The organism is Nocardioides sp. B129/18, assembly GCF_055282735.1.
Genome location: NZ_JBUZJI010000008.1, coordinates 127,456 through 150,138 on the forward strand (window position 1 = coordinate 127,456; position 22,683 = coordinate 150,138).

Annotated in this window: 18 protein-coding genes; 14 read left to right on the top strand and 4 right to left on the bottom strand. The window is 74.7% G+C overall.

What is annotated here, in order from left to right; all coding sequences use genetic code 11:
* Nucleotides 1–117 precede the first annotated feature (117 nt).
* Together ACZDWJ_RS08355 and ACZDWJ_RS08360 are read right to left on the bottom strand one after the other, a co-directional pair.
* Nucleotides 118–4,422: a hypothetical protein gene (locus ACZDWJ_RS08355; RefSeq protein WP_463520476.1), complete on the bottom strand. Its 4,305-nt coding sequence runs from the start codon at nucleotides 4,420–4,422 to the stop codon at nucleotides 118–120.
* A gap of 78 nt (nucleotides 4,423–4,500) precedes the next feature.
* Complete coding sequence (locus tag ACZDWJ_RS08360) at nucleotides 4,501–5,013, bottom strand: NAD(P)H-dependent oxidoreductase (RefSeq protein WP_463520477.1); 513 nt, start codon at nucleotides 5,011–5,013, stop codon at nucleotides 4,501–4,503.
* Between ACZDWJ_RS08360 and ACZDWJ_RS08365 the strand changes: the two genes are divergently transcribed.
* The 3 genes from ACZDWJ_RS08365 (at nucleotide 5,012) to ACZDWJ_RS08375 (ending at nucleotide 8,763) form a co-directional block, all read left to right on the top strand.
* On the top strand, nucleotides 5,012–7,120 hold the full coding sequence (locus ACZDWJ_RS08365; RefSeq protein WP_463520478.1) for an NAD(+) synthase: 2,109 nt from the start codon (nucleotides 5,012–5,014) through the stop codon (nucleotides 7,118–7,120). The two genes, ACZDWJ_RS08360 and ACZDWJ_RS08365, sit on opposite strands and share 2 nt — an antisense overlap.
* Nucleotides 7,121–7,199: 79 nt before the next feature.
* Entirely contained in the window at nucleotides 7,200–7,583 is a 384-nt protein-coding gene (locus tag ACZDWJ_RS08370; RefSeq protein ID WP_463520479.1) for a hypothetical protein, read from the top strand.
* Nucleotides 7,584–7,809: 226 nt separating this feature from the next.
* Nucleotides 7,810–8,763: a hypothetical protein gene (locus ACZDWJ_RS08375; RefSeq protein ID WP_463520480.1), complete on the top strand. Its 954-nt coding sequence runs from the start codon at nucleotides 7,810–7,812 to the stop codon at nucleotides 8,761–8,763.
* 55 nt (nucleotides 8,764–8,818) lie between these two features.
* Here the strand turns inward: ACZDWJ_RS08375 and ACZDWJ_RS08380 are convergent, their stop codons facing one another.
* Nucleotides 8,819–10,138, bottom strand: coding sequence for a sensor histidine kinase (locus tag ACZDWJ_RS08380; protein WP_463520481.1), 1,320 nt, complete (start codon nucleotides 10,136–10,138; stop codon nucleotides 8,819–8,821).
* The gene (locus tag ACZDWJ_RS08385) at nucleotides 10,139–10,831 is read right to left on the bottom strand and encodes a response regulator transcription factor (RefSeq protein WP_463520482.1); all 693 of its coding nucleotides are present in this window, start codon (nucleotides 10,829–10,831) and stop codon (nucleotides 10,139–10,141) included.
* 112 nt (nucleotides 10,832–10,943) lie between these two features.
* Here ACZDWJ_RS08385 and ACZDWJ_RS08390 point away from each other — a divergent pair, with 112 nt between their 5' ends.
* The 11 genes from ACZDWJ_RS08390 (at nucleotide 10,944) to ACZDWJ_RS08440 (ending at nucleotide 22,671) form a co-directional block, all read left to right on the top strand.
* Nucleotides 10,944–11,399 (top strand): hypothetical protein, encoded by a 456-nt coding sequence (locus ACZDWJ_RS08390; protein WP_463520483.1) that lies wholly within the window; start codon nucleotides 10,944–10,946, stop codon nucleotides 11,397–11,399.
* Nucleotides 11,400–11,514: 115 nt separating this feature from the next.
* Nucleotides 11,515–12,141 (top strand): hypothetical protein, encoded by a 627-nt coding sequence (locus ACZDWJ_RS08395; protein WP_463520484.1) that lies wholly within the window; start codon nucleotides 11,515–11,517, stop codon nucleotides 12,139–12,141.
* A gap of 471 nt (nucleotides 12,142–12,612) precedes the next feature.
* Nucleotides 12,613–12,960, top strand: coding sequence for a hypothetical protein (locus ACZDWJ_RS08400; protein ID WP_463520485.1), 348 nt, complete (start codon nucleotides 12,613–12,615; stop codon nucleotides 12,958–12,960).
* 176 nt (nucleotides 12,961–13,136) lie between these two features.
* On the top strand, nucleotides 13,137–14,216 hold the full coding sequence (locus ACZDWJ_RS08405) for a hypothetical protein (protein WP_463520486.1): 1,080 nt from the start codon (nucleotides 13,137–13,139) through the stop codon (nucleotides 14,214–14,216).
* A gap of 50 nt (nucleotides 14,217–14,266) precedes the next feature.
* Nucleotides 14,267–15,607: a type I glutamate--ammonia ligase gene (gene glnA, locus ACZDWJ_RS08410; RefSeq protein WP_463520487.1), complete on the top strand. Its 1,341-nt coding sequence runs from the start codon at nucleotides 14,267–14,269 to the stop codon at nucleotides 15,605–15,607.
* A gap of 5 nt (nucleotides 15,608–15,612) precedes the next feature.
* Entirely contained in the window at nucleotides 15,613–16,320 is a 708-nt protein-coding gene (locus ACZDWJ_RS08415; protein ID WP_463520488.1) for a type 1 glutamine amidotransferase, read from the top strand.
* Complete coding sequence (locus tag ACZDWJ_RS08420) at nucleotides 16,317–19,334, top strand: bifunctional [glutamine synthetase] adenylyltransferase/[glutamine synthetase]-adenylyl-L-tyrosine phosphorylase (protein ID WP_463520489.1); 3,018 nt, start codon at nucleotides 16,317–16,319, stop codon at nucleotides 19,332–19,334. Before ACZDWJ_RS08415 ends, ACZDWJ_RS08420 begins: the two co-directional genes overlap by 4 nt.
* 230 nt (nucleotides 19,335–19,564) lie before the next feature.
* Nucleotides 19,565–19,957, top strand: a complete 393-nt coding sequence (locus tag ACZDWJ_RS08425; RefSeq protein ID WP_463520490.1) for a TOBE domain-containing protein — start codon at nucleotides 19,565–19,567, stop codon at nucleotides 19,955–19,957.
* Nucleotides 19,954–20,763 (top strand): molybdate ABC transporter substrate-binding protein, encoded by an 810-nt coding sequence (gene modA, locus ACZDWJ_RS08430; protein WP_463520491.1) that lies wholly within the window; start codon nucleotides 19,954–19,956, stop codon nucleotides 20,761–20,763. The genes ACZDWJ_RS08425 and modA overlap by 4 nt, the downstream gene beginning before the upstream one ends.
* 49 nt (nucleotides 20,764–20,812) lie before the next feature.
* Nucleotides 20,813–21,604: an ABC transporter permease gene (locus ACZDWJ_RS08435; RefSeq protein ID WP_463520492.1), complete on the top strand. Its 792-nt coding sequence runs from the start codon at nucleotides 20,813–20,815 to the stop codon at nucleotides 21,602–21,604.
* Complete coding sequence (locus ACZDWJ_RS08440; protein WP_463520493.1) at nucleotides 21,601–22,671, top strand: sulfate/molybdate ABC transporter ATP-binding protein; 1,071 nt, start codon at nucleotides 21,601–21,603, stop codon at nucleotides 22,669–22,671. The genes ACZDWJ_RS08435 and ACZDWJ_RS08440 overlap by 4 nt, the downstream gene beginning before the upstream one ends.
* Nucleotides 22,672–22,683 lie beyond the last annotated feature (12 nt).

Sequence of the window (22,683 nt, forward strand, 5' to 3'; positions counted from 1 at the left end):
GTCGTGCTGGTTCCTCTCCTCCACGCCCCGAAGGGTAGCCGGGCGGTGGGTCCGGTCCGCAGTCGAGGCGGACCGGACCCGGGTGCTGCGCGGGCCCTGCGCGGCGTCAGTCCCGCGTCAGCGCAGCGTCACCGTCCGGGTCTGGGTGCGGCCGTCGGGCAGGCGCAGCTCGACGCGCACCCGCGTGATCCGGTCGTCGCGGACCGCGCGGCGGGCGACGTCGGCCACCGGCACCGCGAGCTGCTGCGGCCCCGAGGCCAGCCGCACCGTCGTGCTGGCCAGGAGGTCGCCGCGGTGCGCGCCGGAGGCGGCGTAGACCCGCACCCGCGCCGTGCGGGCGCGGTCGCTGGTGACGTGCAGGCTCAGCCGGCTGCCGTCGCGCGAGCCGGCGACGACGCGGCCGCAGCCGCCTCCGCCCCAGCTCCCGCCGCCCCCGCCGCTGCCGGCGGAGTCGGAGTCGTCGACGACGGTGGTGGCCGTGGCGGTGTCGTCGGCGGTGGTGGCGTCGGGGCTCGTGGTGGTGACCGTGGCGGTGTTGACCAGGGTCGCCGTGCGATAGCCGGTGCTCGTCTTGGACTCCACGCACCGCAGGCCGACCCGGGCGTCGAGGTAGGACGACGTCATGTTGGCGAAGCGGAAGGTGCGCCCGGCGTCGAGGGTGTCCTCGCCGAGGAAGGCCAGTCCGCTGTCGCCGCCCCAGGAGCCGACGAGGTCGGCCGACCCGGTCGCGCAGGTGAGGGAGGCCGTGACCGTGCGGCCGGGGGCCACCTTGAAGGTGCCGCCGATCGACTTGGTGCGCAGCAGGTGGTCGTGGCCGTCGCGGGCCTCGAGGCTCGGGCTCAGGCAGCGCACGCCCAGGCCGGCGGTGTAGCTCGAGGTGCCGCTCGGCACGTCGGCCACGAAGCCCCAGTCGGTGGTGCCCGGCTGGCTGACGCGCACCCGGCCGGTGCCGCCCAGCGACCACGACGGCGCGACGGGCAGGGCGCCCGCGGGGCAGTCGAGACCGCTGCTGCGGGTGCCGGTGGTCCAGGTCAGGCTGGCCTTCGGGGTGCTGGAGCCGCCGAGCGAGTGCGGACGCGTCTCGCGGGTGCTCGTCGACGTGCCGAGGCACACGGCCAGCACGCTGGCCTGGACGCTCGTGCGGGTCGGGTTCTTGACCTTGCCGGTCCACCCGGCGCCGTCGGCGGTCGGGCCGCTGGCGAGGACGAGGGCGTCGGTGAGGCTTCCGTACCGGGTGTCGATCGCGTCGAGGCGCACTGAGCCGTCCACGGCGGTGTAGCCGCTCGGGCACGCGGCGGTGCCCTGGGCGGTGGCTCCCGCCGGGACGGTGACCTTCGACTCGACGTCGGCGGTCAGCAGGGTGTGCGATCCGGTGTCGGTGCTCGAGATCGGGTCGACGGTGGCCCGCACCGTGACGACCTTCTTCGCGCCGACGGCGATCGTGCCCAGCGGGCAGGTGATCGTCGTCGAGGTGCGGGTGCAGGCCGACGGGGCGCCGACGGCGTTGCCGATGCCGGTGACCGTCACCCCGGCCGGGAGCCGGTCGGTGAGCACGACGCCGGCCGCGGCGGCCGGGCCGGAGTTGGCGGCCGTGATCGTCCAGGTGAGGACGTCGCCGGCGTGGGCGGTCGGCTTGTCGACGGTCTTGGTGACCGAGAGGCCGGCGATCTTCGGCACCACGACCACCGCGGCGACGGGCGTCGACGTCGAGGCCGTGTTGTTCGACAGGTCGGTCTCCGGCTCGCTGGTGGCCACGGTGGCCGTCGAGTCGATCGTCGCCGGGGCGGTGGCCGAGGACGCGACGGTGCCGGTGACCCGGATCTGCGAGGCGGCCGACCCGGGCGCGAGCGTGCCGAGCTGGCAGACCAGGCGCGTGGCGTCGGTGGCGGGGTCGAGCGCGCAGCGCTGGTCCAGCGAGGACGCCGCCACGCTGACGGAGGCCGGCAGGTTGAAGCGCAGCACCGAGTCCGCGGCGGGGGAGCCGCCGAGGTTCGAGGCGTCGAGCAGCCAGGTGTAGGTCGAGCCGGCGGTCAGGGTGGCCGGCGAGCCCTCGACGCGGTCGGTGACCGCGAGGTCGACCGGCCTCACCGCGACGGTCGACCTCGCGGTGTTCGCGACCGGGTCGGGGTCGGGCTGCTGGGCCGTCACCGTCGCGGTGTTGGTGAGGCTGCTGCCGGCCGTGCCGAGCGCGGCCCTCGCCGTCACGTGCACGGTGGTGCTGGCGCCGACGGCCAGCGGGCCCACGGCGCAGGTGACCTGGGTGCTGGTGGCGTCGGCGGAGCAGGCGGAGTCGGCGCTGACGAAGACCAGCCCGGCGGGCAGGGTGTCGACGACGGTGGAGCCCGACGACGCCGAGGGGCCGTTGTTGGTGACCTTGAGGTCGAAGACCGAGGTGCCGCCGACCGGGATGGTCGTGGGCGTGGCGGTCTTGGTCAGAGCGAGGTCGGTGACGGAGACCGGCGTCGAGGTGTCGGTGTCGGAGTTGTCGTCCGGGACGCCGTCGCCGCCGCCGGTGACCGTGCCGGTGTTCGCGACCGCGGCCGGGGCCGGGTCGGCGACGCGGGTGGTCACCAGCACCGGCGGGTAGGTGCCGCCGGGCTCGAGCCGGTCGGTGGTGGTGCAGGTGACGGTGTCGACCCCGCTGACCGGCGCGTGGCCGCAGGTCCAGTCGATGCCGCTGGCGTCGACGTAGGTCAGTCCGCTCGGCAGGGCGTCGGTGACCCTCACGGTGCCCTGGGTGCCGGCGTGGCCGACGTTGCGGACCGCGAGTCGGTAGGTGACGTTCGCGCCGCGCACGAGGCTGCCGGTGTGGGACTTGGCGATGCGCAGGTCCGGGGCGGCGACGATCGCGTCGACGCTGCTGAGGACCGTGAAGGGCGTGCCGAGCGTGGCCGCGACGTAGGTGGCGGTCGCGCGGTTGGTGAGCGTGGTCTGGTCGGCGATCGCGGGCTGCGGTCCGTTGACGGTGACGTCGAAGGTCAGGCGGTAGCTCCCGCCCGAGGCCAGGACGCCGCCGGCGGTGCCGGTGGCGCCGTCGCCGAGGCGGGCGACGATGCGGTTCGCGCCCGCCTCGTACTCGCCGAGGTCGTCGCCCGCGGCGTCGGAGGAGGCCACGAGGTCGCCGTCGGTGGGGGCGACCCGCAGGCTGCCGGGGACGTAGGTGGTGTCGGCGGGCACGGGGTCGCGCACGAGGAGCTGGGCGGCGCCGTCCTGGCCGGCGTTCGTGCCGGAGACGGTGTAGCGCAGGCGGTCGCCCTGCTCGATCACACCGCCGTTGAGGTCCTCGACCGTCGTGGTCTGGGTGACGTCGGGGGAGTAGAGCTCGGTGGCGAAGGTGACCACGCCGGGCGCGTAGACGTCGCCGGCGGTCGTGAGCCGGATCGTCGCGCTGGTGTCGTCGTTGCCGATGAAGGTGTTGCCGACGGTGAGCATCGCGTGCTCGTAGCCCAGGCCGTTGGTGTAGGCCGGGGTGCCGTCGGTGGCGAGCACGCCGTCGCGGCTGCTGCGGGAGTCGAAGAAGTTCGTCGATGGGTGCTGGGAGTCGGCCAGGGTCAGGCCGTTGAGGCTCGCGGAGTCGCCGACGAGGCCGAGGTCGCCCTCGTAGGTGACGAAGCCGACGGTGCTGCGCACGGGGCCCGAGGTGGGCGTCTGGAAGCCGTCGACGGTGATCGACCCGGGGTTCGTGCCGTCGATGGAGGTGAGGCCGTCGAACACCGTGAGGTTGCGCGCGGGCTGGGTGGGGTCGTGGTAGGCGACCACGAGCGACCAGCCGCCGAGGCGGTCGTTGCCGGTGGCGGTCTGGACGTTGGCCACCGTGTACGCGCCGTTGCCTGCGGCCTGCACCTGCGAGGTCACGTCGGCGAAGCCCTGGTAGATGATCAGGCCGTCGTCGACGGTGGAGGCCTCGACCTTGCGGTAGGAGTCCGAGCCGGGGGTCTGCAGCAGCACGCGGCCGCGGGCGTCGCGGTCGGGAGCGGCCAGGCCGTTCGCGCCGGCCTCGACCTCGCCACCCCAGTACAGCCCGGCGAAGAGCACCTGAGCGCCGTCGGGCAGCGCGAGACTGGAGGTGCTGGAGTCGAAGGTGTCGGGGTTCGAGTCGACGTCCACGTAGGTCATCGCGAACGCGTTGTTGTTGACGCTCGCGTTCTGCGTGGTGCGGGGACCGGCGTTCTGCGCGGTGAGGCAGCCCGGGGTGCCCTCCGCGCAGGTCATCACCGTGTTGCCCACCATCGTGATGTCACCGGTGTCGTTGACGCTGAACCGCTCGGTGAAGCCGCGGTCGGCCGCCTGGGCCGGCGTGGGCAGCGCGAGGAGCACGCCCAGCGAGGTGGCGACCAGCGCCAGCGTGGTGGTGAGGCTGAGCGCGGCACGACGCGCGCGGTGCCGCGGGCGCGCGACGACGGTGGTTCCCCGGTGGGTCATGCGGTCCGGGATCGGCGGGAGGAGGCGCCACCGAAGCGGTCGTTACCGAATCGTTACCATTCTGAGGGTCGTACGAGGTCATCCACTCAGCGCGTGCGCGGCGAGCGTCGCTCCGAGCTCGCCGGCCGCGGCAAGGGCGTCGTCCTCGACGTCGCCGAGCAGGTCGAGCACCGGCGCCGCCTGCACCCAGCCCAGCGCGCCGACGATCGACGTCACCGCCCGCACCGCGCCCGTGACGTCGTACCGCCCGTGCACCCACAGGCCGTAGGGGCGCCGCACCTGACGGCCGCCCGCCGGCGCGCCGTCGGCGTCGAGCGCGCCGCCGACGGTGAGGAACACCGAGTCGAAGAAGTGCTTGAGCGCCCCCGACATGTAGCCGAGGTTCGCCGGGGTGCCGAGCAGCACGGCGTCCGCGGTCAGCACGTCGTCGGCGTCGGCCTCCAGCGCGGCCCGCTCGACGACCTCCAGGGCGTCGTCGCCGGGCTCGACCAGCGCCGCGAGATCGGGGTGCCGGGCGCCCGCGAGCACGGCGTCGGCCAGCGCCCGGGTGCTGGGCGTCGGCGCGTGGTGGACCAGGAGCAGGCGCGGCATGCAGCGCAGGCTAGTGCGGGCGCTCCCTAGACTGCGCTGCGTGGACTTCTTCTCCGCCTACGCCCAGGGCTTCGCCCGCGTGGCGGCCTGCACCGTGCCCGTCGCCGTCGCCGACCCGGCGCGCAACCTCGCCACCGTGCTGGAGGAGCTCCGCGCCTGCCACGACGACGCCGTCGCCGTCGCCGTCCTGCCCGAGCTGTGCCTCTCCGGGTACGCCATCGAGGACCTCCTGCTGCAGGACGTCCTGCTCGACGGCGTCCTCGCCGCGCTGGCCGGGCTCGTCGAGGCATCTCGGGACCTGCTGCCCGTGGCCGTCGTCGGCGCTCCGCTGCGGGTCGGCACGCGGGTCCTGAACTGCGCGGTGGTCGTGCACCGCGGACGCATCCTCGGCATCGCCCCGAAGTCGAGCCTCCCGACCTACCGCGAGTTCTACGAGCGCCGCCACTTCGCCCCCGGCGACGACCGGCGCGGCCAGACCGTCACGATCCCCGGCCTCGGCGAGGCCGGCCGCGACCTGCCCTTCGGTCCCGACCTCGTCTTCGTCGCCGACGACCTGCCCGACCTGCGCCTGCACGTCGAGGTCTGCGAGGACATGTGGGTGCCGATCCCGCCCTCGGCCGAGGCCGCGCTGGCCGGCGCCACGGTGCTGGCCAACCTCTCCGGCAGCCCCATCACCGTGGCCCGCGCCGAGGACCGCCGGCTGCTGGTGCGCAGCGCCAGCGCCCGCTGCAGCGCCGCCTACGTCTACGCCGCCGCCGGCGAGGGGGAGTCGACCACCGACCTCTCCTGGGACGGCCAGACGCTGGTCTACGAGTGCGGGGACCTGCTCGCCGAGGGCGAGCGGTTCCCCTCCGGCTCCCGTCGCACCGTCGCCGACGTCGACCTCGTGCGGGTGCGCCAGGAGCGCATGCGCCAGGGCACCTTCGACGACAACCGCCGCACGCATGACGCGCGGGTCTCCACGATTCGCACCGTGCCCTTCACCCTCGGCGCACCGTCCGGCGACGTCGGGCTGCGGCGTCACGTCGACCGGTTCCCCTTCGTGCCCGACGACCCCGCCCGCCTCGCGCTCGACTGCTACGAGGCCTACAGCATCCAGGTGGCCGGCCTCGAGCAGCGGCTGCGCGCGATCGGCTCGCCGAAGGCCGTCATCGGCGTCAGCGGCGGCCTGGACTCCACCCACGCCCTGCTCGTCGCGGTGCGCGCGATGGACCGCCTCGGCCGCCCCCGCAGCGACGTCCACGCCTTCACCATGCCGGGCTTCGCCACCACCGACGTCACCCGCTCCTACGCCACGCGCCTGGCCGAGAGCCTCGGCGTCACCTTCGAGACCGTCGACATCCGGCCCGCCGCCGAGCAGATGCTCGCCGACCTCGGCCACCCCTACGCCGCCGGCGCCGACGACTACGACGTCACCTTCGAGAACGTGCAGGCCGGCCTGCGCTACGACTACCTCTTCCGCCTGGCCAACCACCGCGGCGGCATCGTCGTCGGCACCGGCGACCTCTCCGAGCTCGCGCTGGGCTGGTGCACCTACGGCGTCGGCGACCAGATGTCGCACTACAACGTCAACGCCGGCGTCCCGAAGACCCTGATCCAGCACCTCATCCGGTGGGTCGCCGACAGCGGCGAGGTCGACGCCGACGCCGCCGCCCTGCTGCACGAGATCCTCGCGCTCGAGATCACCCCCGAGCTCGTCCCGACCCGCGAGGGCGAGCGGCCGCAGGCCACCGAGGACACCGTCGGCCCCTACGCCCTGCAGGACTTCACCCTCTTCCACGTGCTGCGCCACGGCATGGCGCCCAGCCGGATCGCCTTCCTGGCCTGGCACGCCTGGCGCGACGCCGAGGCCGGCGCGTGGCCCGCGGGACTGCCCGAGGACCGCCGCGTGGCCTACGACCTGCCGGTCATCGCGTCGTGGCTGGAGGTCTTCGTCCGCCGCTTCTTCGCCAGCCAGTTCAAGCGCTCGGCCCTGCCCAACGGCCCGAAGGTCAGCGCCGGCGGCACGATGTCGCCCCGCGGCGACTGGCGGATGCCCTCCGACGCCTCCGCCGCCGCCTGGCTGGCCGACCTCGCGCGGGTGCCGCTCACCTTTGCCGGGTCTTAGCCCAGCGCTCGCGCCCGGTTAGCGCCCGCCGCGGGAACGTCTCCTCATCAGGTCCACACCACCTCACCAGGAGACAGCCGTGAAGAAGATCCTCGTCGCCACCACCGCCGCCGCCCTCGTCGCCGGCGCGGGCACCGCCGCCGTCCTCGTCGCCGGACCCGCCTCCGCCGACACCGAGCGCCGCGGCCTGTGCAGCACCGGCGACTACACCCTCGAGGTCGACCGCGAGGGCCGCGGCTACGACGTCTCCGTCGACGTCGACGGCCTGCGCCCCGGCACCTCCTGGCGCGTCGTCCTGCGCCACGACGGCCGCGTCGTCGCCAACCAGGTGCTCCGCGCCGACTCCGACGGCGAGCTCGAGCTCGACCGCTGGCGCCCGAACACCTCCGGCGCCGACACCTTCCGCTTCACCGCCCAGCGCTCGGGCTCCTCCGTCGCGTGTGGTGCGTCGGTGCGGGTCTGAGCCGGGGTTCGCCGGCAATTACCCGGCTGGCCGGGTAACTGTCTCCTTGGCACGCGAAATGTCGCGTGCCAAGCAGACAGTTCGCGTGCCAAGTCACCTCGGCCGGCGAGTCAGGCGCCGCCGGCCAGGGGCGGGAGTCGTCCACAGGCCGACCCTCTTCCACGTCCTCCCCAGATCCACTCAGCCCCCTCCCGTCAGGTGCCATCCGACGACGACGGTGGTCCGCATGCAGCGTCGACTCCTCGTCACCCCGCCCCGATCCCTCCAGCCGCGCCTCTTCCAACGCCGCGGCGAGCTCGCTGATCTCGGCATGACCAGCAGTGCTCTGATGCGACTGCTCAGCACGGGGGAGCTGGTCCGCATCCGCCAGGGCGCATACGTCGGCGGCCCCCTCTGGGCCGAGCTCTCCGAGCAGGATCGTCACCGGCTGCGGGCCAGAGCCACGCTCGAGCGCTCCGACAGCGACGCGGTCCTCTCGCATCTCAGCGCCGCCCTCGAGCACGGGGCCTCGGGATGGGGCCACGACCTGTCGAGGGTCCACCTGACGCGGCTCGACCTTCGGGCTGGACGCCGATCGGCCGGCGTCGTGCAGCACCGAGGGCTGCTCGTGCCCGAGCACGTCGTCGAGCGTGACGGGGTGCCGGTCACGACGCCCGCGCGTGCGGTCGCCGAGTGCACGACGATCGGCTCGTTGGAGGCGGCCGTGGTGATGGCCAACGAGCTCATCCATCGGCGTCTGCTGACGGTCGAGGAGCTCCATGACGCCTTCGTCGACACCGACTCGTGGCCCGGCTCCTTCGACGGCCAGCTCGTCCGGCGCCTCGCTCGCCCCGGGTGCGAGAGCGTCGGTGAGAGCCGTCTCTTCCTGCTCTGGTGGCGCTACGGCATCCCGGAGCCGCAGCTGCAGGTGCCCGTCCGCGACCACACCGGCCAGATCGTGGCCTACCTCGACGAGGCCTGGGCCGAGCGGAAGGTGTGGGCCGAGTACGACGGCGTCATCAAGTACCAGAAGCCGCTGCGGCCCGGGATGGACGCCACCCAGGTGGTCGTCGAGGAGAAGGACCGTGAGGATCTCGTCCGGGAGCTGAAGGGCTGGCGCTGTCTTCGCTTCGTCAGCGCCGACCTCAGTCGACCGGAGGCGACGGTGGCACGCATGCGTCGCGCGCTCTATCCGCAGTGACTTGGCACGCGACTTGTCTGCTTGGCACGCGACATTTCGCGTGCCAAGCAGACAGTTACCCGGTCAGCCGGGTAATTGCCGGCGCACCTGCCCCCCACACCAGCTCCACCCGAGCCCCACCGAGCGGAGAGGTGGAGAGGCGGAGGGAGCCGGAGGAGTCGGCGGCGCAGGCGTCGGCGATGGAGAGTCCGAGGCCGGTGGAGCCGGCGCCGGAGGCGCCGCGGGCGCGGGCGTCCAGATCGGGTGGAAGGCCGGGGCCGGCGTCGTCGACGCGGAGCACCACCTCGCCGGCCTCGCGGAGCACGGTGACCACGGCGGCGGTGCCGTCGGGGGTGTGGGTGAAGACGTTGTCGAGCAGCACGTCGAGGACTCCGGCGAGCTCGGCGGCGTCGACGGGCACCGGTGCCTCGGCGAGGTCGGCGTCCAGGCGTAGCGGTCGGCCCTGGTCCTCGGCGAGGGCGGACCAGAAGTCGGTGCGCTCGCGGGCGACGGCGAGGAGGTCGCAGCCGACGACGAGGCCCTCGCGCTCGGTGCGCCGGGCCTGCCGGACGACGTGGTCGACCATCGCCTCGAGGTCGTCGAGGTCGGCGGCCAGCCGGGCGCGCTCGTCGGGGTCGGCGACGCCCTCGATGCGCAGGCGCAGCGCGGTCACGGGGGTGCGCAGCCGGTGGGAGAGGTCGGAGACCTGGCGCCGCTCGCGCTCGCGCAGCGCGTCGATGCGCTCGACGAGCCGCACCAGGGCGGCCTGCAGCTCGCGCACCTCCGACGGCCCAGCGGCGACGGGGGCCTCGGGACGGGCGGCGTCGCCGAGCGCGCCGGCGTAGGCGGCCAGCCGGCGAATCGGCTGGACGAAGCCGCGTCCGATGCGGTCGGCCAGCACGAGCGCGCCGACCAGCAGCACCAGGCCGAGCACGAGCAGCACCACCCAGACCCGCAGGATGCCGGACTCCAGGCCCGGCTCGGTGACGCGGACCCGGACCACCGGGGTCCGGTCCGAGCCGGCGGTGCTGCCGCCGAGCGACACCGGGACGAGCAGCTCCGCGCCCCCGTCGACGTCGTCGAGGCGCGCCTGGCCGTTCTGGCGGGCCTCGCGCACCCGGGCGTCCTCGCCGGGGTCGGGTCCGACGGCGGTGCCGTCGGGGTAGAGCACGGTGGTGGCGGTGCCGGAGTGGTCGTTGATCCGCTCCAGGTAGACCGCGACGGTGCCCTTGTCCTGGCCGCTGACGACCGTCTCGGTGGCCTGCACCTCGAGCGCCGCCCGGGAGATCCGGTCCTCCAGCGCGTAGGAGCGCAGCAGCACGCCGAGGGGCACGAGCATCGCCAGCAGCACCATCGCCACGGCGGCGGCGACGGTCGCGATGAGGTCGCGCCGCACTCAGGCTCCCGAGGGCGGGGCGCCGAGCCGGACGCCGACGCCGCGCACCGTGTGCAGGAAGCGCGGCTCGGCGGCGGTCTCGCCGAGCTTGCGGCGCAGCCAGGACAGGTGGACGTCGATCGTCTTGTCCGAGCCGCCCCAGGCCTGCTGCCAGACCTCGCTGAGCAGCTCGCGCTTGGTGACGACCTCGCCGGGGCGCTCGGCGAGGTAGCGCAGGAGGTCGAACTCGCGCGGCGCGAGGTCGAGGGGCGTGCCGTCGAGGGTGGCGAGGCGGGCGGCGGGGTCGAGGACGAGGCCGTCGACCTCCAGCCGCGGCGTGCGCTCGCGCAGCCCGCCGGTGCGGCGCATCACCGCCCGGATCCGCGCCTCCAGCTGCGCGGTCGTGTACGGCTTGACGACGTAGTCGTCGGCGCCGGCGTCGAGACAGCCCACCAGCGACGGGTCGTCGTCGCGGGCGCTGGCCACGATCACCGGCACGTCGCTGACGGCGCGCAGCATCGTCAGCACCTGCGTGCCGTCGACGTCGGGCAGGCCGAGGTCGAGGATCACGCAGTCAGGACGCTGCTCGACGGCCATGCTGAGCCCCTGCATGCCGGTGGCCGCGGACGCGACGGCGTAGCCGCGCTCGCCGAGCGAGCGCATCAGCAGCGGTCGGATCCGCGGGTCGTCCTCGATCACCAGCACCTGGGGCACGGGGCGAACCTAGCCGCCGGGGGAGCGGTCTCGAACCTGCCGCCGCGGACCTTAGCCGCGCCTTAACCCTCCCTTGGCGGCGCGCAGCCTGCGAGGACGGCACCCTGGGGTCATGCCCACCCTGCCCATCCAGCCCTCCCGCCGCTCGCTCGGCCTGATCCTCGCCTGGCTCCTCGCCGCCGCGCTCGCGGTGACCGTCGGCGTCGTCGCGGTCGCGGGCCTCGGAGCGGGCTTCCGCGACCGTGGGCCGATCGGCGACAACGAGGCCGTCCGCGAGGCGCAGCTCGGCGCCCCGGCCCCGAGCCCGGACGCGGACGCCGACGTCGTGCGTCGCTCGCTGGGCGGGGAGTTCGGCACGTTCGTCGTGGAGTGCCAGGGCGCCTACGCCCGCGGGGTGCGCGCCACCCCGGCGTCCGGGTGGCGGGTGGTGAGCTTCGAGCCGGGGCCCGACGACGACGTCGACGCGATCTTCGGCCGCGGCGACCGCTCGGTCGAGATGGACGTCTTCTGCAACCAGGGACGTCCCACCGTCGCCGAGATCGAGCGCAACCGCCTGCCCGAGGACTGAGCCCGAGCATCCGCGGGAATTCCTCGACGATCGGTGCAACCGAATCCGATCAGGCGGCGTCTTTGCTGGTGAACGGCTCGGCGCCCATGCCGGACCCTCTCGGGAGGACCTCCTCATGCCTCAGCTCCGCTCCCTCGCGCCGGCCCTCGCCGTCGCGGCCCTCGCTCCCGCTCTCGGCCTCGCGGCCACCGCCGCGACCTCGGCGTCGGGAGCCGCCGCCTCCGCGACGAGCAGCTCCAGCGCCGCCGCGTCCGGCGCCACCACCAAGGTGACGCTGGCCGTCACCGGCTGCGACGGCTGCACCCTCCAGCTCCACCAGGAGCTCGAGCACCGCACCGGCGTCTACAACAGCTCGGCCCAGAAGGTCGTCGACGGCAAGGCCTCCTGGACGGTGCCCACCGCCGCCACCTACGGCCTCAGCATCACCGTCGACGCCCCGTGGGACGGCGGCGTCGGAGCGGTGCCGGTCGTCGCCTTCCGCTACAGCGGCCGCCAGGTCGGCTCGCCGGTGACCGCGACCCAGGCCAAGGCCGCCCGCGGTGGCACCGGCTGCTTCGCGGGCACCGCGGAGAAGACCCTGACGCTCCCGATCACCGTGGTCCGCATCCCGGCCACCAACCCCCCGGGCGACCCCATCGTCACCCCCGTGGCCTTCACCTCGGTCACCGAGCCGTGGATCGGCGGCACGCAGCGCGCCTTCCACGGCCAGCTCGCCACGCAGGACGCCGCCGTCCCCTGCTGAACGACCCCGAGGCCCGAGCCACGCTCGGACCTCCCCCCGCACGCGGGCGCCCGTCCTCCCTGGCGGGCGCCCGTGGCGTGCCTGGACGAGGACGTCCGGTGCGCCGACGTGCCGCCTCGGCGGGACGGCCCTGCCCTCAACCCCATTCGGCCCCATCGGGGCCCTCTCGGAGAAAGCAGAACCACCATGTCGCTGTAACGCTCTCGTGGCGCCGTCCTCGCCGCCGTCCTGACCCCCGCCCTGGGTCTGGCCGCCACCGTCGCGCCGTCCGCCCTCGGCGCCTCGGCCGCCCACGAGAAGACCCCCGCCGCGGCCCGCGCGGCCGCCGCCCCCACGACCACGCTGACCCTCGAGGTCACCGGCTGTGAGGGCTGCGAGATCGGCCTGACCTCGTGGACCAAGGGCACCCCGGCGTCCTCCGCCTGGAGCGCGGAGCCCCAGAAGGTCGTCGAGGGCACCGCCGTCTTCGCCGTGCCGACCGCCCGCACCCGCGGCCTCGTGATGAGCGTCGACGCCCCGTTCGCCGGCGCTCTCGAGGCCCAGCCGCTGATCGCCCTGCACTACAGCGGCATCGGCGTCGGCTCGCCGGTGAGCGCCACCCAGGCGGCCGCGGGCAAGGCCGCGCACGTCTGCTTCGCCGGCACCGCGGAGTCGGCCCTGACCGTCGCGGTCAAGGTCGGTCGCACCACCGGCTACAGCCCGCAGGGCGAGAAGGTCGTCGCCCCGCGCGCGTTCGCGGCCGTCAGCCAGCCCTTCATCGGCACCTCGCAGAAGACCTACAACGGCGTCGTCTACACCCAGGAGGCCGTCGCCTGCTGAGGTCGTCGGCGAACCGCACCGGGGTGTGGCTCCCTCGCACGTCGTGCGAGAGGGGTCACACCCCGGTGTGGTTCCACCGCGAAAGCTGGGTGCTCGCGGGGCTCTCCTGATAGAACGAGCGCTCGGCGCGGTGAGGGACCGCGTCGATGAGCTGTGAGCCGTGGAGGACTCGGGACGTGGAGCAGGGGAGCGGCGCCGTCCGGCGCGCGCAGGAGCAGGCACGAGCGACGACGCGCACGCGTCGCGCGATGGCGGCACTCGGCGCGGTGGTGATCACCGCGCTCATCGCCACGACGCTGCCGGCGCAGGCCGCGGTGAGCCGCACCGCCATCCCCGCGCAGGAGGCCTCCAGCGTCGGCCGGGCCAGCAGCGGCTACGTCATCGACACCGAGCCCTCCCGCCGCTCGTGGGCGGCCTGGCGCAACGGCCGCGGCACCATCTTCACCGTCGGCTTCTCCGCCAGGCGCGGCGAGCCCGTCGTCGTCGAGGGCACCCTGCCACTGCGCGTCTCGGCCAAGGCCAGCGACTCCCACCTCGTCGCGGTCACCTCCGCGGTCTGCTGGAGCACCGGCGACAAGGTCCGGCGCACCATGACCATCGCCCGCAACATCGCCCGCGGCCAGACCGCGCTGCTGCAGCCGGGCTTCGTCTACGCGGCCCGCGTCGGGGGCGCCCAGTACTGCGAGATCGCCATCCGCACCGGCCGTCCGCGTCCGACGCGCTACGGCGGCAACACCAACGCCATCTTCCTCGGCGACGCCGCGCAGCTGCGGGTGAGCCGTGCGGGACAGGGCGTGAGCGAGGACTTCCGCCCGGACCTCGCGAGCCCTGCGATCACGAAGGGGCGCTCGCTCACCGTCGCGGCCGTCCCGGTGAGCGGGCTGCGCTCGGGCTTCCAGATGGCGCTCTCGACCTACCTGACCTCCTGCACCTCCGAGAGCGGCAGTCACGACGACGTCACCGGCCGCAACGCGTGCACCTACGCGATGGCGCGCCGCACCGCCTCCGCGGCGCGGGTCCGGGTGCTGCTGACCCAGCAGGGCGGCGGCACCTGCGGCCGCGCCGTGGCCCTGGTCGACCAGCGGGTCCGCATCGACCGCCACCTCCACCACCTGCCCAGCTGGCGCGGCGTCGCCAGCAGCCTGCGCAGCGACTGCGGCACCGGCCTGCTGCGCCTGGTGATCACCACCGAGAGCGCCACGGCCATGCTGGTCCACCGCAGCGGCACGCTGCTGCGCGTGCGCGCCGGAGGCTGACCCGAGCCTGACCGTCCTGGGCGCCTCGCGGCACCGCTAGGGTTCGCAGCATGGGCAAGCAGGAAGACTTCGTTCTCCGCGCTCTCGAGGAGCGTGACGTCCGCTTCGTGCGGCTGTGGTTCACCGACGTGCTCGGCTCGCTGAAGTCGGTCGCGGTCGCGCCGGCCGAGCTCGAGGGCGCGTTCTCGGAGGGCATCGGCTTCGACGGCTCGGCCATCGAGGGCTTCGCCCGGGTCTTCGAGGCCGACATGCTGGCCAAGCCGGATCCGGCGACCTTCCAGATCCTGCCCTGGCGCAGCGGCGACGGCCCGGCCACGGCGCGCATGTTCTGCGACATCGAGATGCCCGACGGCTCGCCGTCCTTCGCCGACCCGCGCCACGTGCTGAAGCGGACGCTCGGCAAGGCCGCGGAGCAGGGCTTCACCTTCTACACCCACCCCGAGATCGAGTTCTACCTGTTCAAGGACATGCCGGGTGCCGGCGAGGAGCCCGTGCCGGTCGACCGCTCGGGCTACTTCGACCACACCGCGCAGTCCGAGGGCGCCGACTTCCGTCGCGAGGCCATCACGATGCTCGAGGCGATGGGCATCTCGGTGGAGTTCAGCCACCACGAGGCCGGCCCGGGCCAGCAGGAGATCGACCTGCGCTACGCCGACGCGCTCTCCACCGCCGACAACATCATGACCTTCCGCACCGTCATCCGGGAGGTCGCGCTGAGCCAGGGCATCTGGGCCAGCTTCATGCCCAAGCCCTTCACGACCCACCCGGGCTCGGGCATGCACACCCACGTCAGCCTCTTCGAGGGCGACGAGAACGCCTTCTACGAGGCCGGCGCGGAGTACCAGCTCTCGAAGATCGGCCGCCGCTTCATCGCGGGCGTCCTGCGTCACGCCAACGAGATCTCCGTGGTCACCAACCAGTGGGTCAACTCCTACAAGCGGATGATGTTCGGCGGCGAGGCGCCGTCCTACATCTGCTGGGGCCACAACAACCGGTCGGCGATGATCCGGGTCCCGATGTACAAGCCGATGAAGGGCCAGTCGACCCGCGTCGAGCTGCGCACCGTCGACGCCGCCTGCAACCCCTACCTCGCCTTCGCCGCGGTGCTCGCCGCCGGTCTGAAGGGCATCGAGCACGAGTACGAGCTGCCGGCCGAGGCCGAGGACGACGTCTGGTCGCTCACCGAGCGCGAGCGCACGGCGCTGGGCATCAAGCCGCTGCCGCGCAACCTCAACGAGGCGATCGCCGTGGCCGAGGAGTCCGAGCTGCTGGCCGAGACCCTCGGCGAGCAGGTCTTCGACTTCCTCCTGCGCAACAAGCGCGCCGAGTGGGACGAGTACCGCGGCCAGGTCTCGGCGTTCGAGCGCGACCGGATGCTCCCGATCATCTGACGCCGGTGACCACTCCCACCGTCCTGGTCGTCCAGCACGAGGACGCCTGTCCGCCGGCCCTGCTGGGGCGCGGGCTCGAGGCGGCCGGGTGCGAGCTCGACGTGCGACGCGGCCATCGGGGCGACCCCATCCCCGCGGGCGACGCCGCCCTCGCCGGGCACGACGCCGTGGTGGTGCTCGGGGGCGCGATGGGCGCCGACGACGACGCCGAGCACGCCTGGCTGGGGCCCACCAAGGCGCTGGTGCGCGCGGCGGTGGCCGACGGCGTCCCGCTGCTCGGCGTGTGCCTGGGCCACCAGCTGATCGCCTCGGCGCTCGGCGGCCGGGTCGTGCGCAACCCGCGCGGCCGCCAGAGCGGCGTCGTGCCGGTCGGCTGGGAGCCGGATCGCGCGCAGGACGCCCTGCTGGGCGCACTGCCCGCCACCTCGGCGGTCCACTTCAACGACGACGTCGTCGAGGTGCTGCCTCCGGGCGCCGTGCGCCTGGCCACCGGGCCGGGCGGCGAGGTGCAGGCGGTGCGCTACGCGCCCTCGGCGTGGGGCGTGCAGTGTCACCCGGAGGCCGACGCCGCGGTGTTCGACGGCTGGCCCGGCACCGAGCCGTGGCGCGCTGAGGTGGCCCAGGCGCAGGACGAGCTCGCGCAGGAGTGGGCGCCCCTCGCCGCGCGCCTGGCCGCGCTGGCCGCCGCCCGACGAGCGCGCCGCGCCGGATGAGCCCGACGAGCCGGCGCGGCACCACCAAGACCCAGCTGCTGCGGCTGGGCTTCGTCGACTCCGACGCCGCGCTCCCGCTTCTCGACGGCCTGGGCGAGGCCGCCGAGCCGCTGCTGGCGCTGCTGGGGCGCACGGCCGACCCCGACCGCGCGCTGGCGGCCTTCGTCGCGCTGCGCGGGGCCGCCGAGGAGGCCGAGCCGGGGGAGGGCGCCGCGCTCACGGCCGCCGTCGTCGACGACGAGGGCACCGCGATGCGGCTGCTCAGCGTCCTGGGGGCCAGCGAGGCGCTGGGCCGGCACCTGCACCGCCATCCGCGGCACTGGCGCGAGCTCACCGATCCCGCCCTCGGCAGCACCCGGCCCAGCCGCGCGTGGCTGCGGGCGTGCCTGCTCGAGGTCGTGGGCGCCGACCCGGACGCCGACGAGCCGGTGGCCGGACGGCTCGGGGACCTCGCCGACCACGACGCCGTCGACGCCCTGCGGGTGGAGTACCGACGCCTGCTGCTGCGGCTGGCCTCGCGCGACCTCGCCCACCACGTCGGCGTCGACGACGTCGCCGCCGAGCTCTCCGACCTCGCCGTCGGCACCCTCGAGGCGGCGCTGGCCATCGCCCGGCTGCGCGTGGGCGCGGCGGCCGCCGGCGTCCGGCTCGCGGTCATCGCGCTGGGCAAGTGCGGCGGCCACGAGCTCAACTACGTCTCCGACGTCGACGTCGTCTTCGTCCACGAGCCGCGGGCCTGCGAGCCCCCGCTCGACGACGCCGCCGCGCACCGCTGCGCCACCCAGCTGGCCAGCCACGTCATCCGGATCTGCTCCGAGCCCACGCGCGAGGGCGAGATCTGGCAGGTCGACGCCGCCCTGCGTCCGGAGGGCAAGGCGGGACCGCTGGTGCGCACCCTGGCCAGCCACGTCGGCTACTACGAGCGGTGGGCCAGCACCTGGGAGTTCCAGGCCCTGCTCAAGGCCCGCCCCGCCGCGGGCGACCTCGCCCTGGGGCGCGCGTACTGCGAGGCGCTGGCCCCGCTGGTGTGGCGTGCCGCCGAGCGCGAGGGCTTCGTGGAGGAGACCCAGGCGATGCGCCGCCGCGTCGTCGAGCACATCGCCAAGGACGCCGACCGCCAGCTCAAGCTCGGCGAGGGCGGCCTGCGCGACGTCGAGTTCGCCGTCCAGCTGCTCCAGCTCGTGCACGGGCGCGCCGACGAGAGCCTGCGCGCGCCCACCACGCTCAGCGCGCTGGCCGAGCTGACCCGCGGCGGGTACGTCGGCCGTGAGGACGGCGAGGCCCTGCACCGCGCCTACGCCTTCCTGCGCACCCTCGAGCACCGCATCCAGCTCTTCGGCCTGCGTCGCACCCACGTCGTGCCGCGCGACGAGGACGACCTGCGCCGGCTCGGCCGCTCGATGGGCTTCGCCAAGGACTCCGCGGCCGCGTTGGAGAAGGCGTGGGCCGACCAGCGTCGCGAGGTGCGCCGGCTGCACCAGAAGCTGTTCTTCCGGCCGCTGCTGGCCGCGGTCGCCCGCATCCCCGGCCCCGACGCCCGGCTCTCCCTGGAGGCCGCCGCCGAGCGGCTCTCGGCGCTGGGCTACCACGACCCGCAGGCCGCCCTGCGGCACCTCGAGGCGCTCACCGGCGGGGTCAGCCGCACCACGAGCATCCAGCGCACCCTGCTGCCGGTGATGCTGCAGTGGTTCGCCGACGGCCCCGACCCCGACGCCGCGCTCTTCGGCTTCCGGCGCATCAGCGAGAGCCTGGGCGACACCCACTGGTACCTCCAGATGCTGCGCGACGAGGGCCAGGTGGCCGAGCGGCTGGCCGCGCTGCTCTCGCGCTCGCGGTACGCCACCGCGCTCCTCGAGCGCGAGCCGCAGGGCGTGCGACTCCTCGCCGGCTCGCTGGCGCCGCTGGACGCCGAGGGCGTGCTGGAGGAGATGCGGGCGGCGGCCGGGCGGCGCGGCGATCCCGAGCGCGCCGTGCGCGCCCTGCGCGCGGTGCGGCGTCGCGAGCTGTTCCGCATCGCCACCGGCGATCTGCTCGGCCTCACCGACGTCGCCGACATCGGCGCCGGCCTCTCCCGCCTCACCGACGCCACCCTCGAGGCCAGCCTGGAGGTCGTGGGGGAGCAGGTCCGCGCCCAGCGGGGCCTCGCGGCCGTCCCGGCGCGGATGGCGGTGGTGGCGATGGGCCGCTACGGCGGCTTCGAGCTCTCCTACGGCAGCGACGCCGACGTGCTCTTCGTCCACGAGGCGCGGCCCGGCGTCGAGCCGCAGGTGGCGGCCGGGTACGCGCAGGCGGTCGCCCACGAGCTGCGACGCCAGCTGGCCCTGCCGGGTGCCGATCCCGCCCTCGTCGTCGACGCCGACCTGCGCCCGGAGGGCAAGCAGGGGCCGCTGGTGCGCACCCTGGACGCCTATGCCGCCTACTACGCCAAGTGGTCGCAGGTGTGGGAGGCCCAGGCGCTCCTGCGGGCCGACGCCGTCGTCGGCGACGCCGACCTGCGCGAGCGGTTCACCGCCCTCATCGACCCGCTGCGCTACCCCGAGCGCGGGATCTCGGAGGCCGACGTCCGCGAGATCCGCCGGATCAAGGCCCGCGTCGACGAGGAGCGGCTGCCCCGCGGCGCCGACCGCTCCACCCATCTCAAGCTCGGCCGCGGCGGGCTGGCCGACATCGAGTGGAGCGTCCAGCTGCTGCAGCTGCGGCATGCCGGCGAGGTGGCCGGGCTGCGGACGCCGCGCACCCTCCCGGCCCTCGAGGCCGCGCTCGACGCCGACCTGATCGCGCCCGACGACGCCGCCCTGCTCGCCGACGCGTGGCGTCACGTGAGCCGGGTGCGCAACGCCGTGACGCTGGTGCGCGGCAAGCCGTCGGACCAGCTGCCCGGCGACCCGCGCGAGCGCGCCGCCGTGGCGCGGATCCTGGGCTACGCCGCGGGCGCGACCGAGGAGATGCTCGACGACCACCTGCGGCTGACCCGGCAGGCGTCGGGCGTCGTCGATCGCGTGTTCTGGGAGTGAGGCGCGCCTCAGCGGCCCTCGACGAAACATCCGTGACACACGACCCGCCTACGGTGCTCCACGCGAGGGCGCGACTGACGTGGGGGCGCCCCCTCGCCCGCGGGGAGGTCACGGTGGTCGTGACCTCCCCGTGATCATTCCGTGACCTTCGGGCGGGATCTGGCGCCGTGCGCCGCACCTGCGGGTGAGATAGCCGCATTCATGCCGCAGATGCGGCTAGGTTGGGGTCCATGCCCGACTACCGCGCGTCCGAGGCCGCCGAGATCCTCGGCGTCAGCGACGACACCGTCCGCCGCTGGATCGACGCCGGCCGCCTGGCCGCCGTCGAGCGGGAGGGACGCACGGTCGTCGAGGGCGAGACCCTCGCGGCCTTCGCCTCCTCGCTGCTCTCCGACCCGGGCTCGGTGCCCCGGGCCGGAGCCGTGAGCGCGCGCAACCGGCTGCCCGGCATCGTCACCCGCGTCGTCTCCGACTCGGTCATGGCCCAGGTCGAGCTGGCCTGCGGTCCCTACCGCCTGGTCTCGCTGATGAGCAGGGAGGCCACCGAGGAGCTCGGCCTGGCTCCCGGCGTGCGAGCCCTCGCCTCCGTCAAGTCCACCAACGTCGTCGTGGAGCGCCCATGAGCCGCACGCCCGTCCGCCCCGCCCGTCCCGCCCGCCGGGTCCTGGCCGCCGCCGCAGCCCTGCTGCTCGCCGGAGGGCTCGCCGCCTGCGGCGGCTCCGACGACTCCGGGGACTCCGGCTCCGCGGGCTCGCAGAAGCAGGTGACGCTCACCGTGTTCGCCGCGGCGTCGCTGACGAGCTCGTTCACCGAGCTGGGCCAGCGGTTCGAGAAGGCCAACCCCGGCGTCACGGTGCGCTTCAGCTTCGGCGGATCCTCCGACCTCGTCGAGCAGATCGCCTCCGGTGCGCCCGCCGACGTGTTCGCCTCGGCGGATCAGAAGAACATGGACAAGGTGGGCGCCGATGCCACCGACCCCGAGGACTTCGCCACCAACACCCTCGAGATCGCCGTGCCGCCGGACAACCCGGCCAGGATCGCGGACCTCTCCGACCTCGCCCGCACGGGGGTCAAGGTCGTGCTCTGCGCCCCCGAGGTCCCCTGCGGGGCCGCGGCCGAGAAGGTCGAGAAGGCCGCGGGCGTCTCGATCACGCCGGTCAGCGAGGAGCAGTCGGTCACCGACGTGCTCGGCAAGGTCACCTCGGGCGAGGCCGACGCCGGCCTGGTCTACGTCACCGACGTCAAGGGCGCGGGCGACGCAGTGGAGGGCGTGCCGTTCCCGGAGTCGGCCGACGCCGTGAACACCTATCCGATCAGCGTCCTGTCCGGCGCGGGGGACCGCGCGACGGTGGCACAGGCGTTCGTCGCGTTCGTGCGCGGCGCCGAGGGCCAGGAGGTCCTCGCCGACGCCGGCTTCGGCGCGCCGTGATCACCGGCTGATCCTCGGCTGATCCTCGGCTGACCGTAGTCTCGCCCCCGTGAGCGACGCCCGAGCCCGCAGCGCCGTCCCCGGCTGGCTGTGGGCTCCGGCGGCCCTCGGCACGCTGTTCCTGCTGCTGCCGCTCGGAGCGATGCTCACGCGCGTCGAGTGGACGCGTCTGGGCTCGCTGGTCACCTCGGAGTCCGCGCTCGACGCGCTGTGGCTGAGCCTGCGCACCAGCGCGATCAGCACGCTGCTGTGCGTCGTGCTCGGCGTGCCCATGGCCACCGTGCTGGCCCGCGGTCGCGTGCGCGGGCTCGACGCGCTGCGCTCGCTGGTGCTGCTGCCGCTGGTGGTGCCGCCCGTGGTCAGCGGCCTCGCGCTGCTCTACACCTTCGGACGCCGCGGCCTGCTCGGCTCGAGCCTGGAGGTGCTCGGCGTCGAGGTCGCCTTCACCACCACCGCCGTGGTGATGGCCCAGACCTTCGTCGCCCTGCCCTACCTCGTCATCTCGCTCGAGGGTGCGCTGCGCACCGCGGGGGAGCGCCACGAGGTGGTCGCCGCGACGCTCGGCGCGCGACCCGGAGCGGTCTTCCGGCGCATCACCGTGCCGCTGGTGCTGCCGGGGCTGCTGGGTGGGGCGGTGCTGTCCTTCGCCCGGGCGCTGGGGGAGTTCGGCGCCACCATCACCTTCGCCGGCTCCCTGCAGGGCACGACCACCACGCTGCCCATCCAGATCTACCTCGAGCGGGTCACCGACCCCGACGCCGCGGTGGCGCTCGCGCTGGTGCTCGTGGTCGTCGCGGTGGTCGTGATCGCCGTGGCGCGGCCCGGACGGAGCACGGTGTGAGCGCCGCGCCATCGCTGCGCGCCGAGGTGCGCGTGCCCGAGCGCGACGTCGACCTGCTGCTCGAGGTCGCGCCGGGGGAGACCGTCGCGATCGTCGGCGCGAACGGCGCCGGCAAGTCGACGCTGCTCGAGACCGCCGCCGGCCTGCTGCGGCCCGACGGCTGCTCGGTGCGGCTGGGCGAGCGCGAGGTGGCGGGGCTCCCGGCGCACGCGCGTCGGGTCGGGCTGCTGGCGCAGGACCCGCTGCTCTTTCCGCACCTGAGCGTGCTGGAGAACGTCGCCTTCGGCCCCCGGCACGCCGGCGCCGGCCGAGCGGCGGCCCGCGAGCGTGCGCGCACCTGGCTGCGGGAGGTCGGCGTCGATCAGCTCGAGGCGCGACGTCCGCGCGAGGTCAGCGGCGGGCAGGCCCAGCGGGTCGCGCTGGCCCGGGCCCTGGCCGCCGACCCCGACCTCCTGCTGCTCGACGAGCCGCTCGCGGCCCTCGACGTCTCGGTGGCCCCCGAGATCCGCCAGGTGCTGCGCCGCGTGCTCGCCGAGCGCACCGCGGTGCTGGTGACCCACGACGTCCTCGACGTGCTGACCCTCGCCGACCGCCTGGTCGTCCTCGAGGCCGGCCGGATCGTCGAGGACGGTCCGGCCCGCGAGGTGCTGCAGCGCCCGCGCAGCGCCTTCGCCGCCCGGCTGGCCGGGCTCAACCTCGTCGCGGGCGTGGCCACCGAGGACGGCGTGCGCGACGGCGCCCTGCACGTCCACGCGACGCCCGCGCCGGGCGGTCCCGCGCCGGCGCCCGGCGAGCGGGCGGTCGCGGTGTTCGCCCCGCGCGCCGTCGCCGTGCACCTCGACCCCCCTGGCGGGAGCCCGCGCACGGTGATCGCCGCGCGGGTGCTGCGGCTGGACCCCCACGGCGACCTCGTCCGCGTCGTCGCCCAACCGCACGACGCGCGGCCCGAGGGCGGCAGCCTCAGCGCCGACGTCACCGCCGGCGCCGTCGCCGACCTCGGCCTGGTGCCCGGGCTCGCGGTGCATCTGGTGGTCAAGGCCAGCGAGGTCGCGCTGCATCCGCTGTGAGGTCGCCCGTGC

Excerpts from the sequence above, each read along its gene's own strand:
- modA (WP_463520491.1), top strand. The coding sequence starts at position 19,954 with ATGAGCCGCACGCCCGTCCGCCCCGCCCGTCCCGCCCGCCGGGTCCTG.
- ACZDWJ_RS08390 (WP_463520483.1), top strand. The coding sequence starts at position 10,944 with ATGCCCACCCTGCCCATCCAGCCCTCCCGCCGCTCGCTCGGCCTGATC.
- glnA (WP_463520487.1), top strand. The coding sequence starts at position 14,267 with ATGGGCAAGCAGGAAGACTTCGTTCTCCGCGCTCTCGAGGAGCGTGAC.
- ACZDWJ_RS08365 (WP_463520478.1), top strand. The coding sequence starts at position 5,012 with ATGCAGCGCAGGCTAGTGCGGGCGCTCCCTAGACTGCGCTGCGTGGAC.
- ACZDWJ_RS08425 (WP_463520490.1), top strand. The coding sequence starts at position 19,565 with ATGCCCGACTACCGCGCGTCCGAGGCCGCCGAGATCCTCGGCGTCAGC.
- ACZDWJ_RS08420 (WP_463520489.1), top strand. The coding sequence starts at position 16,317 with ATGAGCCCGACGAGCCGGCGCGGCACCACCAAGACCCAGCTGCTGCGG.
- ACZDWJ_RS08355 (WP_463520476.1), bottom strand. The coding sequence starts at position 4,422 with ATGACCCACCGGGGAACCACCGTCGTCGCGCGCCCGCGGCACCGCGCG.
- ACZDWJ_RS08360 (WP_463520477.1), bottom strand. The coding sequence starts at position 5,013 with ATGCCGCGCCTGCTCCTGGTCCACCACGCGCCGACGCCCAGCACCCGG.
- ACZDWJ_RS08395 (WP_463520484.1), top strand. The coding sequence starts at position 11,515 with ATGCCTCAGCTCCGCTCCCTCGCGCCGGCCCTCGCCGTCGCGGCCCTC.
- ACZDWJ_RS08375 (WP_463520480.1), top strand. The coding sequence starts at position 7,810 with ATGCAGCGTCGACTCCTCGTCACCCCGCCCCGATCCCTCCAGCCGCGC.